Origin of the sequence: Thioalkalivibrio sp. ALE25 (assembly GCF_000377285.1) — a bacterium.
Classification (GTDB): Bacteria; Pseudomonadota; Gammaproteobacteria; order Ectothiorhodospirales; family Ectothiorhodospiraceae; genus Thioalkalivibrio.
This window is the reverse complement of record NZ_KB897928.1, coordinates 199,176-219,884: the sequence shown is the minus strand read 5'-3', so window position 1 is coordinate 219,884 and position 20,709 is coordinate 199,176. Positions and strand designations below refer to the sequence as shown.

The window sequence follows — 20,709 nt, the reverse complement described above, 5'->3', positions numbered from 1 at the left end:
CAGTCACCGACTAGTCCAGGTACAGGTCGGCCCAGACCGGATCGTGATCCGAGGCGCGCCAGGGCCCGTCGGCGGGGGCGCGGCCATCAAATCCGAGGAATTCCGGCTCGTCGGCGTTGACGGGCCAGGTGGCGCCGTCCCGGACCCGTTCACGCAGCGTGTCGGGCCCCAGCAGGTAGTCCAGCTGCCCGGCCTGGCCGCGAAAGACGTAGGTATGGGCGGTACTTGGGTCGTCGTGCACGAGATCGTGTTTTCCTGCGGCATGGAGGACGCGCAGGGGGTCCTCGGCGGCATAGGCGTTGAGATCGCCCAGGACCACGACGGGAGCATCCGCGAACTCGCCGGTTTGCTGTTCGCGTATCCAGGCGACGAGACGCTCGGCCTGCGCGGTACGGCGCTGGTTCCAGCAGCCCTGGCCCCGGTCGATATCGCCACTGTCGGGGCAGCCGCTCTTGGCCTTGAAGTGGACGACCACGGCACCGAAACGCTCGCCGGCTCCGACCGATTCGAACCATCCCAGCAGCGGGGGGCGGTGATGGACGGTATCGCGGTCGGCGGCTGTGCCGACCAGACGCAGGCGCTCCGGCCGGTAGAGCAGGCCCACCTTGATCGCATCGTCCCCCGACGCCGGGTGCGCGATGGCCGAGTATTCGCCGCGCTCCCCGGGGCGGGCGTTCAGGCGCGCCACCAGGGTCTCGCGCGCGGACGCGGCATTTTCCAGCTCGACCGCGCCCAGCAGATCCGCATCCAGACCTTGCAGCAGCGCATCCAGCTTGGCGGTCTGGCGTCGACGCTCGGCCGGGGTTTGGGCACCACGCTCGCCCAGCGTGACGAAGTCATTCTCCATGTTCGCGGTGGCAATGCGCAGGTGATCTGCATCCGCGGCCGGCACCGGGCCGGGACGCTCGCCGCCGGTCCAGGCAACGGGCTCGATGGGGTGGACCCGGTAGGTGCCAAAGGCGTGGGTGAGGATGCCGGTGAGCCCTTCCACCGAGCTTCCCGCGCGGCGGGTCCCCTGATCGTCGAGGTAGGGGATCGGGTCGGGGTTCGCGCGATAGCTCCCGTCGTCCAGTTCGATCCGGCGGTCTGCACCCTGGTGCCCTGGACTGTCCGCGGGGTCGGTCTGGCCCGGGTGCATCAGGCGCCCGTCGGCGGCCAGCGTCAGGCTTCCGTAGCGCCCGAGGTCCCGGTTGTCCGTGACCGTCAGGCGCTGCGGGAAACGGATCGGCTGGTCGATATGGTCGCCCAGCCGGTCGGCATGGTCGGGCAGGCGCAGGTCGACGGGGGCGGGCGGTTCGCCGTCGGCGCAGGTGACCACCGTGTCCAGTTGCGAGAGTTGGGGGCGGCCCCGATGGCGGGTAAAGGTGCCGTGCACCTGCAGGCGCTGGCCGACCGCGACCGGGTCCCTTCTCGGGGCGTAGACGAACAGGCCTGTGGCCGCGGCGCCCGAGCCCTGTTGCAGGTAGAAGCCCCCCAGCTGGTCCGAGTCCATGAAGACGCCGGTTACGGTGCCTTCCGCGACCACCTCCGTTCCTTCGGGTACGGTCCCCGTGCGCAGTTCGGCGAGGGGGGTGGGTGTGGACCCGGGATCGGGACAGGCCTGGCGTGCGTCGGCGCTTGCGAGCGCCAGCAGGCACGGCACGGCCACGGCCAGCCAGCGGGCCCCGGCGCGCGCGTGCAGGGCGGTTCGTTTACGGGGTGCCGGATCGGGCCGTTCCATGGCCGAAGGATACCGGCGTTCAGGCACTCTTGCCGGGGTGGAGGAGCTCGTAGAGGTAGTCGGGCGCCTGGGTCACATCGGCAATGGTGTAGCGGTCGAGCACGGCGAGGAAGGCGTCGCGTGCGTCGTTGAGCACGCCGCGCAACTGGCAGCCGGGCAGGATCGGGCAGACGGGGTTCTCGCAGTCGACCACGTTCAGGTTCGGCTCCATGTCGCGGATCACGCTGCCGACGTTGATCTCCGCGGGTTCGCAGGCGAGGGAGATTCCACCCCCCTTGCCGCGCCGGGTGATGATGTACCCCTTCTGGCCGAGCTGGTGCACGATCTTGACCAGGTGGTTGCGGGGGATGGCGAACTGCTCGGAGATGTCGCTGACGGTTACGCGCTGCTCGCGCGGCTGCACGGTGAGGTACATCAGGACGCGAAGGGAAAAATCGGTATAGCGGGTGAGCTGCATAGGAGGGTTTCGTCGGTTCGCGGTGATCGAGGATATGCTTGAACGTATATTTCAGAGAACCTTAATTGGTCCGGACCTGCGTCACAAGCGCATGCGTTGCGTTCGCGTGAAGCACAGGTGCGCCACGGCCTATAGTTTCGGGCCGGTGGGTCGTTACAGCGATAACAAAAGCCGGAGTGTACCGGCATCAGGGGGCAGCAATGGAGCAGGAGAGTGGGTGGCTGAGTCGCCTTTCGCTGGCGGGACGTTTCTCGCTCGCATTGAGCGCGATTGTCGGGGTGTTTTTCCTGATCGCCGCGGCAGCGGTGTTCTGGCACACGGCCACGCTGAAGGGCGGGATGGAGGCGACCCTGGAGCAGGTGATGCAGGAGCACGAGACCACGCCGGCCCTGGAGACCGAAGTGGCCGCCGCGGTGGATCGGCTGCTGGATGTCGCGGCCTGGCAGGTCAACGCGATGATGCTGGGTGTGGCGATTGGCGTGATCGTGGTGGTGTACTTCCTGTTCGTGTTCATGATCCGTCGCCGCCTGGCTGGACTGGCCGGGCGCTTCCGTGCGGTCTCGGAGGGTGAGGGGGACCTGCGCCAGCGCATCGAGGCCCCGCGCAACGACGGCATCGACCGCCTGGCTCGTCTGTTCAACGCCTTCATCGAGCGTCTGCAGCGCATGGTCTCCGAGATGGTGGAGCATGCACGGGAGCTGGGGGAGTCGGTTGGCACCCTGCACCGCGTGGCGGAGGAGACGAATCAGGAGGTGCAGCAGCAACAGGCGCGGCTGGGCCAGGTGGCGACGGCCATGAACCAGATGACGGCCTCGGCCGAGGAGATCGCCCGCAACGCGCGCACGGCCTCCGAGGCGGCCGACCAGGCCGAGACCGAGACCCGGACCGGCTCCGGCGTGGTCGACACAACCGTGCGCACCATGCGCGAGCTGGCGAGCGAGATCGGCACCGCCAACGAACAGGTGGCGCGTCTTCAGGCCGAGTCGGACCAGATCGGGTCGGTTCTCGATGTGATACGCGGGATCGCCGAGCAGACCAACCTGCTGGCACTGAATGCGGCCATCGAGGCGGCCCGCGCGGGCGAGCAGGGTCGGGGGTTTGCCGTGGTCGCCGACGAGGTCCGGACGCTCGCGACCCGGACGCAGGAGTCCACGACCGAGATCCAGGCCATGATCGAGCGGCTGCAGGCGGGTGCGCGCTCGGCGGCCGGTGCGATGGAGCGCAGTCGGGAGAAGGGCGAAACGGGCGTGGACGAGGCCGCCGGTGCCGGCGAGGCCCTGCAGTCGATCCGCTCGGCGGTCGAGCGGATCCGGCATCTCAACAACGAGATCTCCGGTGCCGTGTCACAGCAGGCGGAGGTCGCGCGCGAGGTCGATGGCACCCTCACGGAGGTCAGTCAGGGGGCCCAGGTGACAGCGGCCAATGCCGAGGCCACCGCCAGCGAGACCGATACCCTGGTGGCGCGCATCGAGCAGTTGCGAGGTCTGACGACGCAGTTCCGAGTGTAGCCGGGCTTTTGCCGGCGGTGCGACGCCGGTACCGACGCCTGGTGGGTGGTTTGCGTATACTGCGGCCCGCCTCGGGATCACGGAGTCGCACCTGTCATGACAGTCTGGGTCGCCACCCTGCTCGGGATCGTGCAGGGCATCTTCATGTTTCTTCCGGTCAGCTCGACCGCCCACCTGGTTCTGACCCAGCACTGGCTGATTCGTCAGGGTGAGCCACTGCCGCCCCCGGAAAGCCCGGAGATGATCCTGTTCGATCTGGTGGTGCACGTCGGCACGCTGGTATCGATTGTCTTTGTCTTCCGCAAGAGCCTGCTGCGGCTGAGCGGCGGGATCGCCCGCGAGAGCTGGCAGTGGGCCTCCGCCCGGGGCTCCGCGGGGCGCGAGATGCTGTTCCTGCGCCTGGCGCTGCTGTGCGGGCTGTCGGTGTTCGCGACCGCCGTCGTGGGTTTTACCCTGAAGGCCGGGTTCGAGCAGGTGTTTGCCCACCCGACGCTGATCGCCGGGACGCTCAGCCTCACCGGCGTGCTGCTGTGGTGGACGGACCGGTTGCAGCGGCGCCCGCTGGGCCTGCGCCAATTGAGCCCGAAGATCGCGGCGATCATCGGCGTGGCGCAGGGTTTCGCGCTGATTCCCGGGCTCTCGCGCAGCGGTATGACGATCGTCTTCGCGCTCTTCACCGGGCTCAAGCGGCGCTGGGCGGCGGAGTACAGCTTTTTCCTCGCGATTCCCACGATCCTGGCGGCGACCGCCGTGCAGTCGCTGGACGTCCTGAACGGCAACGGCCTTGGGGACCTGAACTGGACGGCCCTGGCGGTGGGCTTTGTGGTATCCGCGCTGGTCGGGATTGTGTCGCTGAAGATGGTGTTGTTCTTCCTGTACCGCGCCAACCTGAAGGTCTTCTCCTTCTACCTCTGGGCGCTGGCGCTACTGGTCCTGTTCGGTTTCCTCGACGTGGACATCATGTACGGCCACTGATCGGGGCACGCGAGTACCCCGGCTCGGCTTATTCCGGGCCGCGCAGCACCGCCAGCGGGGCCTGGTCCAGCACCCGGCGCGTCCCCAGCCAGCCGGCCAGGGCGATCCCCAGCGTACCGCCCCCGATCCCGTAGACGAAGGTCAGGGGATTGACGCTGTAGTCGAACTCGAACACCTGCCAGGCGAGCAGGGCGCCCACTGCCGTGGCGATCACGGCCGCGAGCAGCCCGGCCAGCAGGCCCAGGGTCCCGAATTCCGCCAGCAAGCCGTTGCGAATGTGGTCGCGACGTGCCCCGAGGGTGCGCAGCAGGGCGGCCTCCCGTCGTCGGACGTCGCGGGTGGCCTGGACCGCGGCGTAGAGCACGGTCAGCCCGGCGATCAGGGTGAACAGGAAGACGTATTCGACCGCCCGCGTGGCCTGGTCCATCACATCGCGGACCTGCGCGAGGATGGCGCTCACGTCGATGGCCGATACCGCGGGGAACTCTCGCAGCCACTGGTTCTGGGCGCTGCGCTGGTCTTCGGGCACGTGCATGGCCGTGATGAAGGTCCGGGGCTGCTGGTCCAGCAGCGGAGGCGGGCCGATGACGAAGAAATTCACCTGGAAGCTGTCCCAGTCGACCTCGCGGACGCTGGTGATCGGACTGCGGATGGGCTGCCCCCCGACCCGGAACGTCAGGTAGTCGCCCAGTGCCAGGTCGAAGCGTTCCATGAGTCCGGCCTCCACCGACCAGCCCCGGTCGGGATCCTGCCCGGCCTCGCCGAACCAGTGTCCGTCGGCGATGCGATTGTGCGCCGGCGGGGTGTGCGCATACGACAGGTTGAATTCGCGATCCACCAGTCTTCGGTCGCGATCATCGTCAAAATCCTGCGGATGAACGCGTTCGTCGTTGATCTCGATCAGGCGGCCGCGGATCATCGGGTCGAGTTGCGGGCGTTCGAGGCCGGCCGCCTCGACCCGGTCGGCGAAGGCCTGCTCCTGGCCCGGCTGGATGTTGATGAAGAACTGGTTGGGGGCGTCCTCCGGGATGCTGGCATCCCAGGCCTCCAGCAGGTCGACGCGCACGATCGCCAGCAGCAGCAGGGCCAGGATCCCGACACTGAAGGCCACCAGTTGCACCGCGCTGAGGCCGCCGCGCCGGGACAGGTTGGCCAGCCCGAAGCGCAGGGCCATGCCGCCGCGGTTGCGCAGAGGCCTCAGGGCGAGCACCAGCCCCATCCCGAGGACGGCCAGCAACGCGATGGCCACCGCGGTGCCGATCAGGACCCAGGCGGCGAGTTGCGGGTCGGCGGCCTGCCAGTAGAGTAGGCCGCCGAAGGCGAGCAGTGCGAGGGCGCCGGAGAGCCATACCGAGGTGGGCGGCAGGCCCAGATCGCGGCGCAGGACGCGCAGCGGCGAGACCTGGCCAATGCGCAACAGCGCGGGGAGGGCGAAGCCAACGGCGGTAATCAGTCCCACGCCCAGGCCGGCGACCAGTGGCCGCGCCCCCGGAGGAGGGAGATCCCCGTCAAGCCAGCCGCCGAGCAGGGACGCGAGGACGAACTGCGCGGCGAAGCCGATGGCGAGCCCGACAGCGCTGGCCAGCAGGGCGACCAGCACCACCCGGCCGAAGTAGGTCAGCAGGACCCGGCGGCCCCTGGCGCCCAGGGCGCGCATCACGGCCGCCGGATCGGCGCGGCGCTGGGCGAAGTGATGGGCCGCCACGGCAATCGCGGCCCCGGCCAGTAGCACCGCCATCAGCGAAGCGAGCCCGAGGAAGCGCTCGGCGCGCTCGATGGCCGTGCGCAGCTCCGGGTTCGCATCGTCCAGGCCCAGGAGGCGTTCCCCGGCCTCCAGTTCGTCCCCCAGCCAGGCGCGGAAGGCGGCAACCTCCGCACTCGGTCCGGCGGCAAAGAACTCGTAGCGCACCCGGCTGCCGGGGCCGATCAGTCCACTGGCGTCCAGGTCGTCGAAGGCGAGCATCAGGCGCGGCGCGATGTCCAGCAGGTTGCTGCCACGGTCGGGTTCGTGCGCGAGGATGCCGGTGACCTCCAGATCCAGGTCACCGACCTCGACCCGGTCGCCGACCTGCAGTCCCAGCGCCTCGAGCAGGGTGGATTCCAGCCAGGCAGTACCGGGTTGCGGCCCGCGTTCGCGCGGTTGCTCCTCCCCGTCCGGTCCCGAGCGGGTGCGGGCCTCGCCCTTCAACGGCCAGCTGGGCTCGACTGCGCGCAGGGCCGCCAGGCGCGACTGGTCGTCCTTGCCAAAGACCACGCTGGGCAGCGAGGCGGTGCGCGCCGTGTCCAGCCCGCGGTTCGCGGCTTCGTCGGGCCAGCCCGCCGGCAGCGGGTTGTCACTGACCACCGCAAGATCACCGCCGAGGAGGGCGGTGGCCTGCTGGGCCATCCCGCGATCCACGCGATCGGTAAAGAAGCCGACGGCGGCGACCGCGGCGACCGCGACGACCAGCGCCGCGGCCAGTACCCGCAGTTCGGCGGAGCGCCATTCCCGCCAGGTGCCGCGCAGCAGCGCGCGCAGGGGATTGCGGCCCTGACCCCGGGTATGGATGTGGCTTGCCGTCATGCCAGCACGCCATCCTGAATGGAGATGATGCGGTCGCACTGCGCCGCCAGTTCCGGATCATGGGTCACCAGCACCAGTGCGGTGGCGGGCCCGTCGCCGTCCGGATGCCGGGCCAGGCCGAACAGCAGCTCGATGATGCGCTGCCCGGTCTTGCCGTCGAGATTCCCGGTGGGCTCGTCGGCGAACAGGACCGCCGGGTGGTCGACAATGGCGCGGGCAATGGCCACCCGTTGCTGCTCGCCCCCCGAAAGCTGGTGCGGGTAATGCGCGGCGCGTTCGCCAAGGCCCACGCGCTCCAGGGCCTGGCTGGCCCAGCGGTTCAGGGTGGCCTGATCTTCGCCGGCATGGGCCGGGTTCAGCTCCAGCGGCAGCAGGGCGTTCTCCAGGGCCGTCAGCGCCGGGAGCAACTGGAAGGACTGGAACACGAACCCGACCCGTCCGGCGCGCAACGCGGCGCGGCCATCCTCGTCCAGTTCGCTGATGGTCCGGCCCAGCAGGCGAACTTCTCCCGCGCTCGGGGCGTCCAGACCTGCAAGGAGCCCGAGCAGGGTGGACTTGCCCGATCCGGAGGCGCCGAGGATCGCGACCGTCTCGCCGGCCTGGACCGCCAGCGATATGCCGCGCAGGATGTCCAGCGGCCCGCTGGGTCCGCTGATCCGCTGTTCGATGTCCCGGGCCTCCAGTACATATGACGAGGATGCATCCATGTTGCGTATTCCGTTGGTCGTGATGGGCTTGATCGCGTTGCTATGGAGTCCCGTCGCGCCCGGGAATTCCCCGGAAGACGAAAATCGCTCCGCCGAGGCGCTGCGAATCCTGGTGTTCGGGGATTCGTTGAGTGCGGCCTATGGCATGCCGGAGTCTGCCGGGTGGCCGGCCCTTCTGGAAGAGCGCCTGGCCGAGCGCGAGCGGGAATGGGTGGTGGAAAACGTCTCCATCAGCGGTGACACGACAGCCGGCGGCCGGGCGCGTCTGCCAGAGGTACTGGAGCGCATGGACCCCGCCCTGGTGATCCTGGCCCTCGGGGGCAATGACGGCCTGCGGGGCCTGGCACCGTCGGCCATGCGCGAGAACCTCGAGGCGATGGTGGACGCGATCGACGCCGCAGGGGCCGAGACCCTGCTGCTGGGCATCCGCATCCCGCCGAATTACGGGCGGCGCTACACCGAACGCTTCGAGGCGGTCTTTGCCGACCTGGCGGCCGCGCGGGATCTGGCCTTCGAGCCATTCTTTCTCGAGGACGTGCTGCTGGAGGACGGCATGCTGATGGATGACGGCATTCACCCCAGCGAGGCGGCGCAGCCGCACCTGCTGGATGCCGTGTGGCCACGCCTGGAACCCATGGTGGAGGACGCCGAGGCGCGCAAGCCGCCACGCGGTGACCGCGCGGCCGGGTAAAGCCCGCGATTCGCCTCAGTCGGCCAGCAGCGCCCGCAACTCCGCCACAACGTTGTCCGGAAGCAGTTGCCGCAGGACGGGATGCAGGTCGCGCTCGACCTCGGACAGCAGGGACAGGGTGCGGACCTCCGAGTGCCGGCAGAGCGGATTGCCGTACTGGTTGGCCTGGATGCTGCGCCGGGAGCCCATGCTCATCAGGGCCACGCCGGGCAGCCCGCGCGGGCCTTCGTCGAGGACCTCGACCAGTTCCACCATGCAGCCATCCACTTCGCCCTGGATCCCGATCAGCGGGGCGAGGCGATCGATCATGCGGCTGGACTGTTCGGTCGTCAGCATGGCCATTGGCCTACCTTACGACCGTTGCGGTCGCGGCGCTAGGGGGAATCCCGACGGCCTGCGAGAGAAAATGGTGTCCCCGGCAGGATTCGAACCTGCGACCTGCCCCTTAGGAGGGGGCTGCTCTGTCCAGCTGAGCTACGGAGACCTGGCAACCTGTCGGACTGGGCTTCGCGATCCCGCCACGCTCGTGACGATCACCCTAACCCGACTTACGCCTGGCGCGAGAGTATAAGCGCCGGGTAGGTAGAGGCCCAAACGCACTTACTCGTCCGGGCCGTATTCCGGCTCCAGCCGGTGATGGGCCCAGGCGAGGAAGTCGTCCAGATTGGCGCGGTCTTCACCCGGGGCCTCGGGGCCCGCCAGGTGGCGGTAGATCACCTGCGCCCCGTCGCGCCGGAGCACGCGGCGAACCGCCCAGTCGGCGTCTGTTCCGCCGTTGCTGAAGCAGGCCCCGGGCTGGATGGCCTCCGGGGTGATCGGGTCGGGGTGCTGGTGATGGCGGCGGGCCAGCAGGTACAGGCGTGCCAGATCGTCCTCGGTCAGATCCAGATACAGGTTCATCTCGCGCATGGCGTGCTCGAGATCCTCGCGGCCGAGACCGGCCCGCTCCAGGGCCGCCAGCGGGCTGTGTTCCGGGCTTTCGGGGGACGGGGTCAGGCTCGCGGGATAGCGGCGCCAGGGGAACGGGTAGTTGATGATGACGGCCACCATCAGCATGACCCCGACACTGGTCAGCACAGGGTGCAGCAGGAACCACGGTCCCAGGGCCGTGACCGAGTCGCCGCCCACGACCGCATAGAGCGCCGTGGCGCCGCCAGGGGGATGCAGGCAGCGCAGGTAGTGCATCAGCCAGATGGCGAGGCCCACGGCGACGGCGGCGGCCAGCAGGGGGTGGGGCAGCAGGTCGCGTATCAGTATCCCTACGATGGCGGCAACGCCATGACCACCGAGCACGTTCCAGGGTTGCGAGAGGGCGGCATGCGGCGCGGCGAACAGCAGGACGGCGGTGGCGCCGAGGGAGGCGAGGATCAGACCGTTGATGCCGTTGTCGGTTACCGAGGCGGCGACCTCCAGCGACAGGTAAAGGCCGATCATCCCGCCCATCAGGGCAATGAGCTTGTCCCAGTGATTGGTGGTGTCGAGGAAGTCGCCCAGCAGGGACCCGCGTCCGGTACGCACACCAGCCTCCTTAAAGTGCAAGTGTTGCGCATCTTCTATGGGGGTCGCGCGGGCGTCAAGTGGCCCTGCGGGCTCGCGGAATGCGGGTGGGGCGTCGGGTATCAGTTCGCTTCGGCCTCCAGGATCAGTGACACGCGACGATTCTCGGCGCGCCCACCCGGTGTCTCGTTGCCGGCTACCGGCAGCGTGTCGGCGCGCCCGACCGCGCGCAGCCGCGAGGGCTCCAGCCCCTGCGCGACCAGGTGCCGCACGACGCTGCTGGCGCGCGCCGCGGACAGTTCCCAGTTGGAGGGGAAGCGCTCGGTCGCGATGGGGACGTTGTCGGTGTGCCCCTCTACGGTGATGAGGCCCGGGTGGTCCGCCAGGATGGTCAGCAGTCCTTCCAGGAGCGTTGCGCCGTCCGAACGCAGATCGGCCTGGGCGGTGGCGAACAGGATCTCGTCGCGGATGCGCAGTTCCAGACGGCCGGGTTGCTCGACGATATCGACCCCCTCCGGGGCCCGATCCCGCAGTTGATCGGCATCGGCGCCGGTTCCGGTTGTTTCGGCGGACGTTTCGGGGGGCGCCGGGTCCTCGGCGACGCTGTCGTCGAGGTCGGCAAGACCGAGCAGCGTGGGGTGGACCAGGGGCTCGACCAGCGCGCTGCGGTCGGGATGGGCCAGCGCGACGGGGCTGGCGGACACCGCGCGGGGATCGTCGTCGCGCGGGTCCATGAAGGTCAGCAGGATGACGAAGACGACGATGACCAGGGTCAGCACGTCGAGGTAGGTGAGGATCCAGGCGTGTTCGTCGTCGCGCTGGCGTTCGCCGGGGTAGGAGGCGAGAAATGCCTGTTCCGGGCGGGTCGCCGCGTGGGCGTCCATTTCGGCCTGCAGCGCGGCGCGCTCCGAGGTGGAGTAGGCGGGGCCGGGCATGGTTCAGCGACGCTCGTTCGACGGGTCCGGGTCCCGTGGGTCCGCGGCGGGTTCTTCGTCCCCGTTGGTGGGGGCGGCCTGGCGGATTTCGTCGCTGTGGTTCTCCATGAACGAGCGCAGGGTCTCGCGGATGTATCCGGGCGAACGGCCCTTGCGCATGAGCATGATGCCTTCCAGCACCATGGTCATGAGGACCACGCGTTCCTCGGTCCGTCGCTCCAGCTTGATGGCGATGGGGCGAAACACCAGGTTGGCCAGGAGGATGCCGTAGAAGGTGGTGATCAGCGCGATGCCGAGGTTGACCGCGATCACGGTAAAATCGTCGCTCTCGGTCGTCAGGAGCAGGTTGATCAGCCCGATCAGGGTGCCGAGCATGCCAAAGGCCGGGGCATAGGTGGCCATGGTCCGGAACATCTGGGCGTCGGCCTGTTCGCGGGCGCGCAGGCGGGCCATGCGCCAGTTCAGCAGGTCGGAGACGTCGTCCATCGGGGTGTCGTCGATGACCAGCTGGATGCCGGTGCGCAGGAATGGGTTGCGGATCTGGTCCAGGCGGTCCTGGATGCGCTGCAGGTTCTGGGAGAACCAGTAGCGCGAGACCTGCACGATCTCCTCGAGGTCCTGGCTGGCGTCGTAGCGTTCCTCGCGGATCGCGTTGGCCCCGGCGCGGAAGACGCGCATGACCTCGTGGAAGGGGTAGCTCATCAGGGTGGCCGCAATGGTGCCGCCCACCACGATCCCCAGTCCCGGCAGGTTCAGGAAGGCGTCGAGGTCCTGGGAGGAGAACGCGATGACACTGCCGAACACCAGCAGGCTGCCGAGGATGCCGAGCAGGGTGGAGAGATTCATGCGAGGTTCCGAGGATGGCCTGGCGCAAGGATAAAGCACGGCGGCGGTTGCCGTCTGCGCCCGAGAATCCTCTCGCGGGGGACCCGTCCGCCGCGTACACTCGGCCGGGTAAACCGCAAAGGAGCTTTGCACGATGGATACGAAGTGGGTGGTGCTGGCGATTCTGGTCCTGCTGGTGGTCTGGGGGGTATGGACGTACAACCGGCTGGTCACGTCGCGCAACCGGTACAAGAACGCGTTTGCCCAGATCGATGTGCAGCTGACCCGGCGCTACGACCTGATCCCCAATCTGGTGAAGGTCGCCGAGCGCTACATGAGCCACGAGCGGGATACCCTGGAGGCGGTCATCCAGGCCCGGAATCAGGCCCAGCAGAGCCTGCAGGAGGTGGCCGGCGACCCGACCAACGCGGAGGCCGTGCGCAAGCTGTCCAGTTCGGAGCAGGGGCTGTCCGGCGCCCTCGGGCGGCTGTTTGCGCTGTCGGAGGCCTATCCGGATCTGAAGGCTAACCAGAACATGATGCAGCTGTCGGAGGAGCTCACCAGTACCGAGAACCGGGTCGCCTATGCCCGTCAGGCCTTCAATGACGCGGTCATGCAGTACAACATCCTGCGCGAGATGTTCCCGAACAGCCTGATTGCCAACAATCTGGGCTTCCGTCCGGCGCAGCTCCTGGAGATCGAGGATCCGCAGAAGCGCGAGGCGGTCGAGGTGAATTTCTCCTGATGGCCCGGGCGATATGAACTTCTTCGAGCATCAGGACCGGGCCCAGCGACGCACCCGCTGGTTGCTGTTCCTGTTCGGACTGGCGGTGCTGGCGATCGTGCTGGTGATGAACGCCATTGTGCTCGTGCTTTTCGGGCAGGCCGAGCCGGTGGCGGCGGGGGAACCCTGGCTGACCCGGGAATTTCTGGCGCGCAACGTCGAGGTGATGGTCTGGACCAGCGTGCTGACGATCGGGCTGATCGGGGTCGGCAGCCTCTATCGCACCCTGGGGCTGCGCGATGGCGGCGGGGCCGTGGCCCGCGAGCTGGGTGGCACCCGGGTGGACGGCGATACCCGCGACCCGTTGCGGCGGCGCCTGATGAATGTGGTCGAGGAGATCGCGATCGCCTCCGGCGTGCCCGTGCCGGAGGTCTATGTGCTGGAGCAGGAGGCCGGTATCAACGCGTTTGCCGCGGGGTACTCGCCGGACGACGCGGCCATTGCCGTCACGCGCGGGGCCCTGGAACAGCTGGATCGCGACGAACTGCAGGGGGTGGTGGCGCACGAGTTCGGGCATGTCCTGAACGGCGATATGCGCCTGAATATCCGCCTGATGGGGATGTTGTTCGGGATCCTGGTGATGGCGCTCATCGGGCAGCGCGTGCTGCTGGCCATGCGCCTGTCGCGCAACAACCGCAACGCCGGGGGCATTGTTGCGGCGGGTCTGGCGTTGATGGTGGTGGGCTATATCGGGCTGTTTTTCGGGCGCTGGATTCGCGCCTCGGTCTCGCGCCAGCGGGAGTACCTGGCCGATGCCTCGGCGGTGCAGTTCACGCGTCAGCCGTCCGGCATTGCCGGTGCCCTGAAGAAGATCGGGGCCGGACACACTGCGTTGCGCGCCGATACCGAGGAGGTGGGGCACATGCTGTTCGCCTCCGGCGCCCTGGGCCAGATGTTCGCGACCCATCCGCCGCTGGTGCGGCGCATCCAGGCCATCGAGCCCGGGTTCCAGCCGGAAGAACTGGAGACCATCCGCGAACAGATGGAGCGGGATGCGCAAACCCGTCGCAGGGAACAGGAGGCGCAGGCCGAGGCGGAGGCGCGCGAGCGCGAACAGCCGCGCGAGTCGGGCAATATGCTGCTGAATCCGGAACGCCTGATGGAGAACATCGGGGATCCGGGCCTGGCACAGATCCTGGGCGCCGGACTGTTGGTCGCGGCGATGCCGGGACCACTGGAGCGCGCCGCGCATTCCGATGCCTGGGCCGTGGAGGTGCTGCTCTATCTGCTGATCAGCGCCGACCCCGAGGTGCGGGATCACCAATTGCTGCGGATCGCCGCGAAGCGGGGCGGAGAGAGCGAGTCGCGTGTGCGTACCTTGCTGGACGCTGCGCCGCACCTGCGGCCGGACCTGCGCATCCCGCTGCTGGAGATGAGCTTCCCGCCCGTGCGCCACCGTCCGTCGGAGGAGCGCCAGGCGCTGGAGGCGCTGATCGACGAACTGGTCCGGGCCGACGGCCGGGTGTCGGCCTTCGAATACGCCACCGGCCGGCTCCTGCGGCGCCAGCTGCGCGACCTCGATCAGCCGGCCCGCGCCCGCCCGGGTGGACGGGATCGGCTGGAACGCCACGAACGCCATGCGCGAAGTGTGCTGGCCGTGCTCGCCCATCACGGTCATCCGGAGGACTTCGAGGCCGCGCGCGAGGCGCTGCGGGCGGGCCATGTCGCCCTGGACATCGCAGATCCGGCGAAAGACGTGTTGGATACGGCCCTGGAGGCCGCTGCGGACGCGGCGGCCTGGGCGGATGAGCTCGATCGCGCCCTGGAGGCGCTGGACGCACTGCGTCCGGCCGACAAGCAAAGGCTGGTCACGGCAATGCTCGCCACCATCACCCATGGCGGGCAGACGGTGATCGCCGAGGTCGAGCTCCTCCGGGCGATCGCGGCGTCCCTGCACGTGCCGTTGCCAGTCGCGGAGATGCCGGCCGCGGAAGCGGAGTAGGCTCCGCCGGGTTCGGGTGCGGCATCGTGGCACGCACGGTATGATGCGGCGGCTCCGGGGGCGTGGCGGAACTGGTAGACGCATCGGACTTAAAATCCGCTGGCCGCAAGGCCGTGCCGGTTCGATTCCGGCCGTCCCCACCAATCCCAGATCGTTCCGCTCGGCGGGCCCCTTGGCCACGGTGCCGAGCGAGCAGTGGTCGCTGGACCGGCGGCCAACCCGCCCACGTACGGGCGAGCGCCCGGCCGCTTCATGCGGGGGCCGGGTTGGCCCGTGTGAGCGGGGCGTCAGCGGGGCATTTCCGGAGCCGTTTCGGTTTGCCCCCCGTTGGCGCATAGTAGAACCCTGTGCGCCCGCAAAAGACCCGGCATGAGCCCACCACCGGACACCTCGGAAGCTTCCGATGCCCAAAACGCCGCCCGTGACAGCGCTTCGTCGTCGCGGGTCCGCACCACCGAACCGTATGTGCGGGGCCCGATGGTGGCCGCGCTGTTCGCGGCGCTGCTGTTCGCCCTGCTTTTTCTGGCCATCGATCAGGGCTGGAAGCAGCAGATGGCCGATCGTTATGAGCAGTCGCTCGCGACCGAGGCGAACAGCCTGCGCTCCCGCCTGGAGAGCGTGCTGAATGCGTCGGTGCACGCCACCATCGGGCTGGCGGCCTACGCCTACGTCCATCCGGAGTTGAACGAGGAGGAGTTCGCCCGCGCCGCGGAACGGCTTTACCGGGGGCAACCCGATCTGATCCGGTCGCTGACGCTGGCACGCGGCGAGGTGCTGGAGCTGGTCTACCCACGGGCCGGTAACGAGGGCGCGATTGGGCTCAACCTGGCCGAGCATCCCCAGCAGTCCGCGTCCTTCCATCGCGTGCTGGAGAGCCGCGAGACCGTGGTCGCCGGGCCCTGGCCGCTGGCCCAGGGCGGCCGCGGGCTGCTGGTGCGGGCGCCGGTCCTGACCGAAGCTGAGGACGAGGACGTGTCGGGTGCCGCCAACCCGTGGAGCCTGTCGAGCATCGCGCTCGATTTCGACACCCTGCTGCGACAGGCCGGGTTGGTACCCGGCTCGGAGCGCCTGAAGCTAGCCCTGCGCGGCCGCGACGGGGCCGGTGCCGAGGGCGAGGTGTTCTACAACCCGCAGGCGCTCGATGTCGAATCGGCGCCATTGCAGCTCGATGTGACGTTTGCCGGGGGGCAGTGGCGGCTGCTGGCAAAGCCGGTCCCCAGCCCGTCCGCCACGGCCCGCCCCGCCGCCTGGTGGGTCCTGGGCGCAGTGGGCCTGATGGCGGTCAGCGGATATACCTTCCGCATTGGGCAGGGGATGCGGCAGCGCCGCGAGGCCCTGGGCCGCTACCAGGCCCTGGTCAACCGTCTGGAGGACGCGACGCTGGTCGTCGCCGGGCGGCGCGTTCTGTGGGCCAACCCGGCCTTCGCGCGCATGACCGGGGTGTCGCCGAACCCCGGGCAGGCCCTGGCCACACTGGATGTGATCCATCCGGCGGATCGTCCGCGTCTGCCCCCCGATCTCGATTTCACCCGCGCCGCGGTGCCGGAGGAGCCCCGGGGGCGCGAGATCCGTGTGAAGGCTGCGGACGGGGATCAGCGTTTTCATCTGTTGCGCTGGGTGCCGATCGACTGGGACGGGCAGCGGGCCTGTCTGCTGAGCTTCGTCGACGTGCACGAGAATCGCATGCTGTTCAATGCCCTGAGCGAGGCGCGGGACCTCCAGGACGCCCTGTTCGAGGCCATGCCCGGCGATGCCCTGGTGATCGATGCGTCCGGGCTGGTGCGGCGGGTGTTCGGCGAGGCGCGCCATGGCCGCGACCCGCACACCACGGCCGTGGGGCATACCCTGGCCGAGTTGTTACCCCCCGAGGTGGCGGAGCGGTTCTCCGATATCGTGCAAAGGGCCCTGCGCGAGGGGGCGATGCAGGAACTCGAGTACCGTCTGCAGGCCAGTGCGTTCCATGCGGGCGAGCCGGGGGTGGCAGCGGACGAGACGCGTTGGTACGAGGCGCGGGTCCGTCCGATTCACACGCCGTTCGAGGGTTCCGCGGCCGTGGTCTGGCATGCCCTGGACGTGACCGAGCGCAAGCAGCTGGAGGAGCGCATGCAGGCGCTCGCGTGGGAGGACCCGCTGACCGGCACCGCGAACCGGGCCGCGCTGGACCGCGCGTTTCCCCGCCTGGCAGCCCGGGCCGACCGCAAGGAGGGTCAGCTGGCGCTGCTGTTCATCGACCTGGATCGCTTCAAGCCGGTGAACGATCAGTATGGCCACGCGGTGGGCGACGAGTTGCTGCGGCTGCTCGCCAGGCGTCTGGCCGGCAGCCTGCGCACGGATGACCTGCTGGTTCGCCTGGGCGGGGACGAGTTCATCGTATTGAGTGCCCCGCTGCACCACGCGGAGGAGGCAACGCGGCTGGTCGAGCGGCTGCAAGAGGCCTTCCGTGAGCCCTTTGAGCTGCACCCCGGGCATATGGATACGGTGGAGGTGAGCCTGTCATGCAGCATCGGCGTCGCCTTCTATCCGGGTGACGGACAGCGGCTCGCCGACCTGATGATGGCCGCGGATCACGCGATGTACCGGGTGAAGGCGGCGGGCCGCAACGATGTGGCCTACGCCTCGTCGGAGGCTCCCGGGGCCTGACCCGCGTGTCGGGCTGGGTCCAGCCGCGCGGCGGTAGTGGTCTCCAGGGGTTCGATGAGGCCCAGCCAATGGTCGGCCAGCCACTCGGCGGCCAGGGGTGCGTACAGCAGGCCGCGTGAGCCATGCGCGAGGTTGAGCTGGACGCGGCCGCGCGCGTCCATTCGGCTGGGCCCGACCAAGGGCAGGCGATCGCGGACCACCGCCCGTTCGCCGGCCCAGTGGTCCAGGACCTGGGTGGCGGGATCGTCCAGGCCGGGCACCCAGGCCAGGTGGCGAAGGTTCGCCGCGTCGTCCGTAGCCAGGAGCGTGTCGGCCTGACGGATGCCGGGGCCTTGCGTGCGCCGGTAGGTCGCGCCGATCCATGCTGTTTGGTCGGGGGACGGGATGCAGTAGCCCTGTCCGGTGGCGACGAACCCGCCCCAGTCGGGCAGGGTGGCCGCCACTCGGGTCATCTGGCCGGTGACCGTCGAGACCGCCCCGTGTTCGGGGCTCAGGGGCGCCCCCTGACCGGCGCCATTGGCCAGCACGACGGCATCGAATGACTCCCGGCCGTACTCCGTCTCCAGTTGCACTGCGTCTTGGCCGGGAGTCAGGTGGATGTGCGTGACAGCCTCTGCGCGGGGCGCCGGCAGGGTGCCGGCAAGGGCACGACAAAGAGCGGCCATATCCACCGCCAGGCCCTCGGGGTAGTACAGATGCGGGGCGTCGGTGCATCCCGGGCCCGCCGGATCAAAGAGCAGCCCGGTCGCTTCGCTGCCGGCCTTGAGCAGACGGGTCACCCGTTTCTTCCCGTGGGCGCTGATGCCGTGGAAGGCGACGCCGGAGGCCAGCCGCAATACTTCCCCCGTATGGGCCTCCAGTTCGTTGATCAGGGTCCGGGTCCTGCGCATCCCGGCCAGGGCCAGGCGGTTCAGGTCGGCATCGCGCGGGTGCAGGTTGGGCAGCAGTACGGCGGCCGGGTTGCCGGACGCACCACCGGCGACCCCGGCGGGGTCGAACAGGGTGGTGCGGATGCCGCGACGTTCCAGCGCGTGCGCGCTGGACAGCCCGGCCAGTCCGGCCCCGACGACGGCCACGTGGCGGGGCGCCTGCGGTGCCGGCGTCGCCGGTTCGGCGGACGGCGCGTGGAAGGCCCCGGTCAGGCGCTCGCGCTTGCGTCCGTGGCCCGGGACGCGCCGGACCGTAAATCCGACACCCTCCAGATCGCGCCGGACCTGGCCCGCGGCGGTGTAGGTGCCGAACGTGGCGCCGGGCGCGGACAGCCGGGCGATCTGGCGAAAAACGCCGGTGTTCCACAACGCGGGATTGCTGCGCGGCGCGAAGCCGTCCAGGAACCAGGCATCGATCCGGCCGCGCACGCCCGCAAGCATTGGCGCGGCGTCGCCCAGGCCCAGGGTCAGGGTGGCGCGCGCCCCGGGGAATTCGATCCGGTGCAGTCCCGGTACCGGGGGCGGGTACTGCGCGCGCAGGGCGCGGCTGTCGGCATCGTCGAGCCCGAGGTGTTGGTGCAGGGTGGCGAGGTCCTCCGGCGAAAGGGGGTGTGCCTCCAGGCTGAGCAGTGAGAGGAAGGCATCCGACGGGGCGTGCCGGCGCCATTGCTCCAGCGCCAGCAGCAGGTTCAGCCCGGTGCCGAAGCCGGTTTCACCGATCGCGAAGTGGCGGCAGCCGGAGAACCGCTCCGGCAGGCTGTTGGCCTCGAGGAAGACCTCTTGCGCTTCTGCGCGCGGCTGGCGCGATCCAAAATAGCCGTCGCCGTAGTCGACAGCAAAGGGCATGCCGTCGCGCCAGTCAAGACGCGCCCAGTCGAGCAGGGGAGACAAGGGAGAGGAGGCCACCACGCAATCAGGACCCCGGCGATGAACGCGAGGCGCCCACCGCCGGGACCCTCGGATCAATCCCTCAACGGGTCAGCTCTTCGAACGAGGTGAAGGCGACCTGCTGGTTGCGCACCCCGTTGTCCAGCTGGGCCAGCAGTGTCTGGCTGATGGACTTGAAGCGGTCGAGTTCGTCGCCTTCCAGGGCATCGCTCTCCGGGAGCTCCACGCGCATCGGGTTCTGCGGCCGGTTGTTCACGTGGATCTCGTAATGCAGGTGGGGCCCGGTGCTGCGGCCGGTGTTGCCGGACAGGGCGATACGGTCACCGCGCTCCACGGTCTGCCCGGGGCGTACCAGCTGTCGCTGCAGATGCAGGTAGCGCGTGGAGTATCCCTGGCCGTGCTCGATGACGATGAAACGCCCGGCGTAGGGGTGATTCTCCACGCGGGTCACGCGGCCGTCAGCCGGCGCGAGGATGGGTGTGCCCACGGGCATGGCGAAGTCCGTACCGTGGTGGGGGGCCACACGGCCGGTGACCGGATGGCGGCGGCGGGGGTTGAAACTGGAACTGATGCGGTAATTGCCCGCAAACGGGCGACGATCGAATGGCGGCAGCAGGCTCTCGCCCTCGGGCGTGTAGAACCGGCCGTTGACGTTGCGGGCGGCGCGGATCTCGATGCGTTCGCCTTCGTAGTCGAAGGCGAGCAGGCGGAGGTTGTGCGGGGTGTCGTCGCCGACCAGCGTCTCCTGTTCCACCAGCAGGGTGAACTGGTCACCGGTACGGGCATGGGTACGCACGGGCAGGTAGCGGTCGAGCAGTACGGCCAGGGCGTTGGCCGCCCCCGGGGAGATATCCGCGCGTTCGCTCAGCGCGGACGCGATGTTCCCGTCGATCTCGGCGCTGATGATCAGGTGGCTGACCTCGCGGCCATTCTCGACCTCGCCGCGTTCGAAGTCCCAGCCCTCGGCCTCGCGGATCCACTCGTGCCCGCTGGCGCGGGAGGTCCACAGGCGCATGCGGGTCAGATAGCCCTCGTCGTCCACCTGCCATTCGATCTCCTGGCCGGGACGCACACGGTTCAGGATGGAGGCGTTCTCGTCATCATCCAGCAGGCGATAGAGCGTCGCGAGGGGAAGCTCCCATTCGCGTTCCCAGAGCCCGGTCAGGCGCTCGCCATCCTTCAGCGTATGGCTGTGCCATTCGTCCTCGGTCGCGTCCGCCTCGACGGTGCTATCGCCGTCACCGTCGAGGTCGAAGGTTTCGTAGGAGGTGGGCGCCTCCGCGTCCGGGTCGATGGGGTCGTCGTGGTAGCCGGTGCTCGGGTCGTCCAGCATGTCGGTGGCAAACGCGACGGTCTGCGCGCCCGCATCGAACGACGCCGACGGTGCCGGGCTGATCGACGCGCCTCCGGCCGGGTGGTCCGGGCGTGCGAGGGACAGCTTGGCGACGGGGAGCGGGTTGCCGGCACCGATCTGGAGCGGCTGGGAGGTCTCGGCGGGCTGGGAGGCGAGCAGGAGGCTGGTACCCACCAGGATGGCGAGTCCGGCGGTGCCCGCCAGAAAGAAATGCGATGTCTTTCTGTTGTAACCCATATGGCCCTTGCCCCGGAGAGTTTCCGCTTTATACCACGTTTTTTCGGGCAATAAACA

General features: G+C 69.1%; 16 protein-coding genes and 2 tRNA genes. 7 read left to right on the top strand and 11 right to left on the bottom strand.

From position 1 onward, the window contains the following. Positions 1-10: 10 nt before the first annotated feature. Together C996_RS0105030 and C996_RS0105025 are read right to left on the bottom strand one after the other, a co-directional pair. A complete protein-coding gene (locus C996_RS0105030; protein ID WP_018866362.1) occupies positions 11-1,720 on the bottom strand; it encodes an ExeM/NucH family extracellular endonuclease in 1,710 nt (569 codons plus the stop codon). Between the two features lie 19 nt (positions 1,721-1,739). Beyond that, on the bottom strand, positions 1,740-2,177 hold the full coding sequence (locus tag C996_RS0105025) for an Rrf2 family transcriptional regulator (RefSeq protein ID WP_018866361.1): 438 nt from the start codon (positions 2,175-2,177) through the stop codon (positions 1,740-1,742). A 200-nt stretch (positions 2,178-2,377) separates the two neighbouring features. On the opposite strand from C996_RS0105025, the gene C996_RS0105020 reads away from it, so the two are divergent. Further along, the gene (locus C996_RS0105020) at positions 2,378-3,685 is read left to right on the top strand and encodes a methyl-accepting chemotaxis protein (RefSeq protein ID WP_018866360.1); all 1,308 of its coding nucleotides are present in this window, start codon (positions 2,378-2,380) and stop codon (positions 3,683-3,685) included. A gap of 96 nt (positions 3,686-3,781) precedes the next feature. Continuing rightward, positions 3,782-4,660: an undecaprenyl-diphosphate phosphatase gene (locus C996_RS0105015; RefSeq protein WP_018866359.1), complete on the top strand. Its 879-nt coding sequence runs from the start codon at positions 3,782-3,784 to the stop codon at positions 4,658-4,660. Between the two features lie 28 nt (positions 4,661-4,688). Here C996_RS0105015 and C996_RS0105010 read toward each other — a convergent pair whose 3' ends face one another. Together C996_RS0105010 and C996_RS0105005 are read right to left on the bottom strand one after the other, a co-directional pair. Further along, entirely contained in the window at positions 4,689-7,223 is a 2,535-nt protein-coding gene (locus C996_RS0105010; RefSeq protein ID WP_018866358.1) for an ABC transporter permease, read from the bottom strand. Then, on the bottom strand, positions 7,220-7,930 hold the full coding sequence (locus C996_RS0105005) for an ABC transporter ATP-binding protein (RefSeq protein WP_018866357.1): 711 nt from the start codon (positions 7,928-7,930) through the stop codon (positions 7,220-7,222). Before C996_RS0105005 ends, C996_RS0105010 begins: the two co-directional genes overlap by 4 nt. Here C996_RS0105005 and C996_RS0105000 point away from each other — a divergent pair. Beyond that, positions 7,929-8,621, top strand: coding sequence for an arylesterase (locus C996_RS0105000; RefSeq protein WP_018866356.1), 693 nt, complete (start codon positions 7,929-7,931; stop codon positions 8,619-8,621). The genes C996_RS0105005 and C996_RS0105000 overlap by 2 nt on opposite strands. A gap of 15 nt (positions 8,622-8,636) precedes the next feature. On the opposite strand, the gene C996_RS0104995 is transcribed toward C996_RS0105000, so the two are convergent. The 5 genes from C996_RS0104995 to C996_RS0104975 form a co-directional block, all read right to left on the bottom strand. Continuing rightward, positions 8,637-8,963 carry a hypothetical protein gene (locus tag C996_RS0104995; protein WP_018866355.1) on the bottom strand — a complete coding sequence of 109 codons (327 nt, stop codon included), beginning with the start codon at positions 8,961-8,963 and terminating at the stop codon, positions 8,637-8,639. Positions 8,964-9,028: 65 nt separating this feature from the next. Continuing rightward, positions 9,029-9,105, bottom strand: a tRNA-Arg gene (locus C996_RS0104990). Between the two features lie 116 nt (positions 9,106-9,221). Continuing rightward, a complete protein-coding gene (locus C996_RS0104985) occupies positions 9,222-10,139 on the bottom strand; it encodes an HPP family protein (protein ID WP_018866354.1) in 918 nt (305 codons plus the stop codon). Between the two features lie 101 nt (positions 10,140-10,240). Beyond that, the gene (locus C996_RS0104980; RefSeq protein WP_018866353.1) at positions 10,241-11,053 is read right to left on the bottom strand and encodes an OmpA family protein; all 813 of its coding nucleotides are present in this window, start codon (positions 11,051-11,053) and stop codon (positions 10,241-10,243) included. Positions 11,054-11,056: 3 nt separating this feature from the next. Continuing rightward, the gene (locus C996_RS0104975; RefSeq protein WP_018866352.1) at positions 11,057-11,899 is read right to left on the bottom strand and encodes a motility protein A; all 843 of its coding nucleotides are present in this window, start codon (positions 11,897-11,899) and stop codon (positions 11,057-11,059) included. Between the two features lie 133 nt (positions 11,900-12,032). Here C996_RS0104975 and C996_RS0104970 point away from each other — a divergent pair, with 133 nt between their 5' ends. The 4 genes from C996_RS0104970 (at position 12,033) to C996_RS0104955 (ending at position 17,244) form a co-directional block, all read left to right on the top strand. Next, entirely contained in the window at positions 12,033-12,623 is a 591-nt protein-coding gene (locus C996_RS0104970) for a LemA family protein (RefSeq protein WP_018866351.1), read from the top strand. Positions 12,624-12,636: 13 nt separating this feature from the next. Next, a complete protein-coding gene (locus tag C996_RS0104965) occupies positions 12,637-14,604 on the top strand; it encodes a M48 family metallopeptidase (RefSeq protein WP_018866350.1) in 1,968 nt (655 codons plus the stop codon). A gap of 56 nt (positions 14,605-14,660) precedes the next feature. Continuing rightward, positions 14,661-14,747 (top strand) — tRNA-Leu (locus tag C996_RS0104960). A 334-nt stretch (positions 14,748-15,081) separates the two neighbouring features. Next, positions 15,082-17,244 (top strand): diguanylate cyclase, encoded by a 2,163-nt coding sequence (locus tag C996_RS0104955; RefSeq protein ID WP_018866349.1) that lies wholly within the window; start codon positions 15,082-15,084, stop codon positions 17,242-17,244. On the opposite strand, the gene mnmD is transcribed toward C996_RS0104955, so the two are convergent. Next, on the bottom strand, positions 17,214-19,019 hold the full coding sequence (mnmD, locus tag C996_RS0104950) for a tRNA (5-methylaminomethyl-2-thiouridine)(34)-methyltransferase MnmD (protein WP_018866348.1): 1,806 nt from the start codon (positions 19,017-19,019) through the stop codon (positions 17,214-17,216). The genes C996_RS0104955 and mnmD overlap by 31 nt on opposite strands. 124 nt (positions 19,020-19,143) lie before the next feature. Further along, entirely contained in the window at positions 19,144-20,652 is a 1,509-nt protein-coding gene (locus tag C996_RS0104945; RefSeq protein ID WP_018866347.1) for a peptidoglycan DD-metalloendopeptidase family protein, read from the bottom strand. Between the last annotated feature and the right edge of the window lie 57 nt (positions 20,653-20,709).

Excerpts from the sequence above, each read along its gene's own strand:
- C996_RS0105030 (WP_018866362.1), bottom strand. The coding sequence starts at position 1,720 with ATGGAACGGCCCGATCCGGCACCCCGTAAACGAACCGCCCTGCACGCG.
- C996_RS0105025 (WP_018866361.1), bottom strand. The coding sequence starts at position 2,177 with ATGCAGCTCACCCGCTATACCGATTTTTCCCTTCGCGTCCTGATGTAC.
- C996_RS0105020 (WP_018866360.1), top strand. The coding sequence starts at position 2,378 with ATGGAGCAGGAGAGTGGGTGGCTGAGTCGCCTTTCGCTGGCGGGACGT.
- C996_RS0105015 (WP_018866359.1), top strand. The coding sequence starts at position 3,782 with ATGACAGTCTGGGTCGCCACCCTGCTCGGGATCGTGCAGGGCATCTTC.
- C996_RS0105010 (WP_018866358.1), bottom strand. The coding sequence starts at position 7,223 with ATGACGGCAAGCCACATCCATACCCGGGGTCAGGGCCGCAATCCCCTG.
- C996_RS0105000 (WP_018866356.1), top strand. The coding sequence starts at position 7,929 with ATGTTGCGTATTCCGTTGGTCGTGATGGGCTTGATCGCGTTGCTATGG.
- C996_RS0105005 (WP_018866357.1), bottom strand. The coding sequence starts at position 7,930 with ATGGATGCATCCTCGTCATATGTACTGGAGGCCCGGGACATCGAACAG.
- C996_RS0104995 (WP_018866355.1), bottom strand. The coding sequence starts at position 8,963 with ATGGCCATGCTGACGACCGAACAGTCCAGCCGCATGATCGATCGCCTC.
- C996_RS0104980 (WP_018866353.1), bottom strand. The coding sequence starts at position 11,053 with ATGCCCGGCCCCGCCTACTCCACCTCGGAGCGCGCCGCGCTGCAGGCC.
- C996_RS0104975 (WP_018866352.1), bottom strand. The coding sequence starts at position 11,899 with ATGAATCTCTCCACCCTGCTCGGCATCCTCGGCAGCCTGCTGGTGTTC.
- C996_RS0104970 (WP_018866351.1), top strand. The coding sequence starts at position 12,033 with ATGGATACGAAGTGGGTGGTGCTGGCGATTCTGGTCCTGCTGGTGGTC.
- C996_RS0104965 (WP_018866350.1), top strand. The coding sequence starts at position 12,637 with ATGAACTTCTTCGAGCATCAGGACCGGGCCCAGCGACGCACCCGCTGG.
- C996_RS0104955 (WP_018866349.1), top strand. The coding sequence starts at position 15,082 with ATGGTGGCCGCGCTGTTCGCGGCGCTGCTGTTCGCCCTGCTTTTTCTG.
- mnmD (WP_018866348.1), bottom strand. The coding sequence starts at position 19,019 with ATGCCCTTTGCTGTCGACTACGGCGACGGCTATTTTGGATCGCGCCAG.
- C996_RS0104945 (WP_018866347.1), bottom strand. The coding sequence starts at position 20,652 with ATGGGTTACAACAGAAAGACATCGCATTTCTTTCTGGCGGGCACCGCC.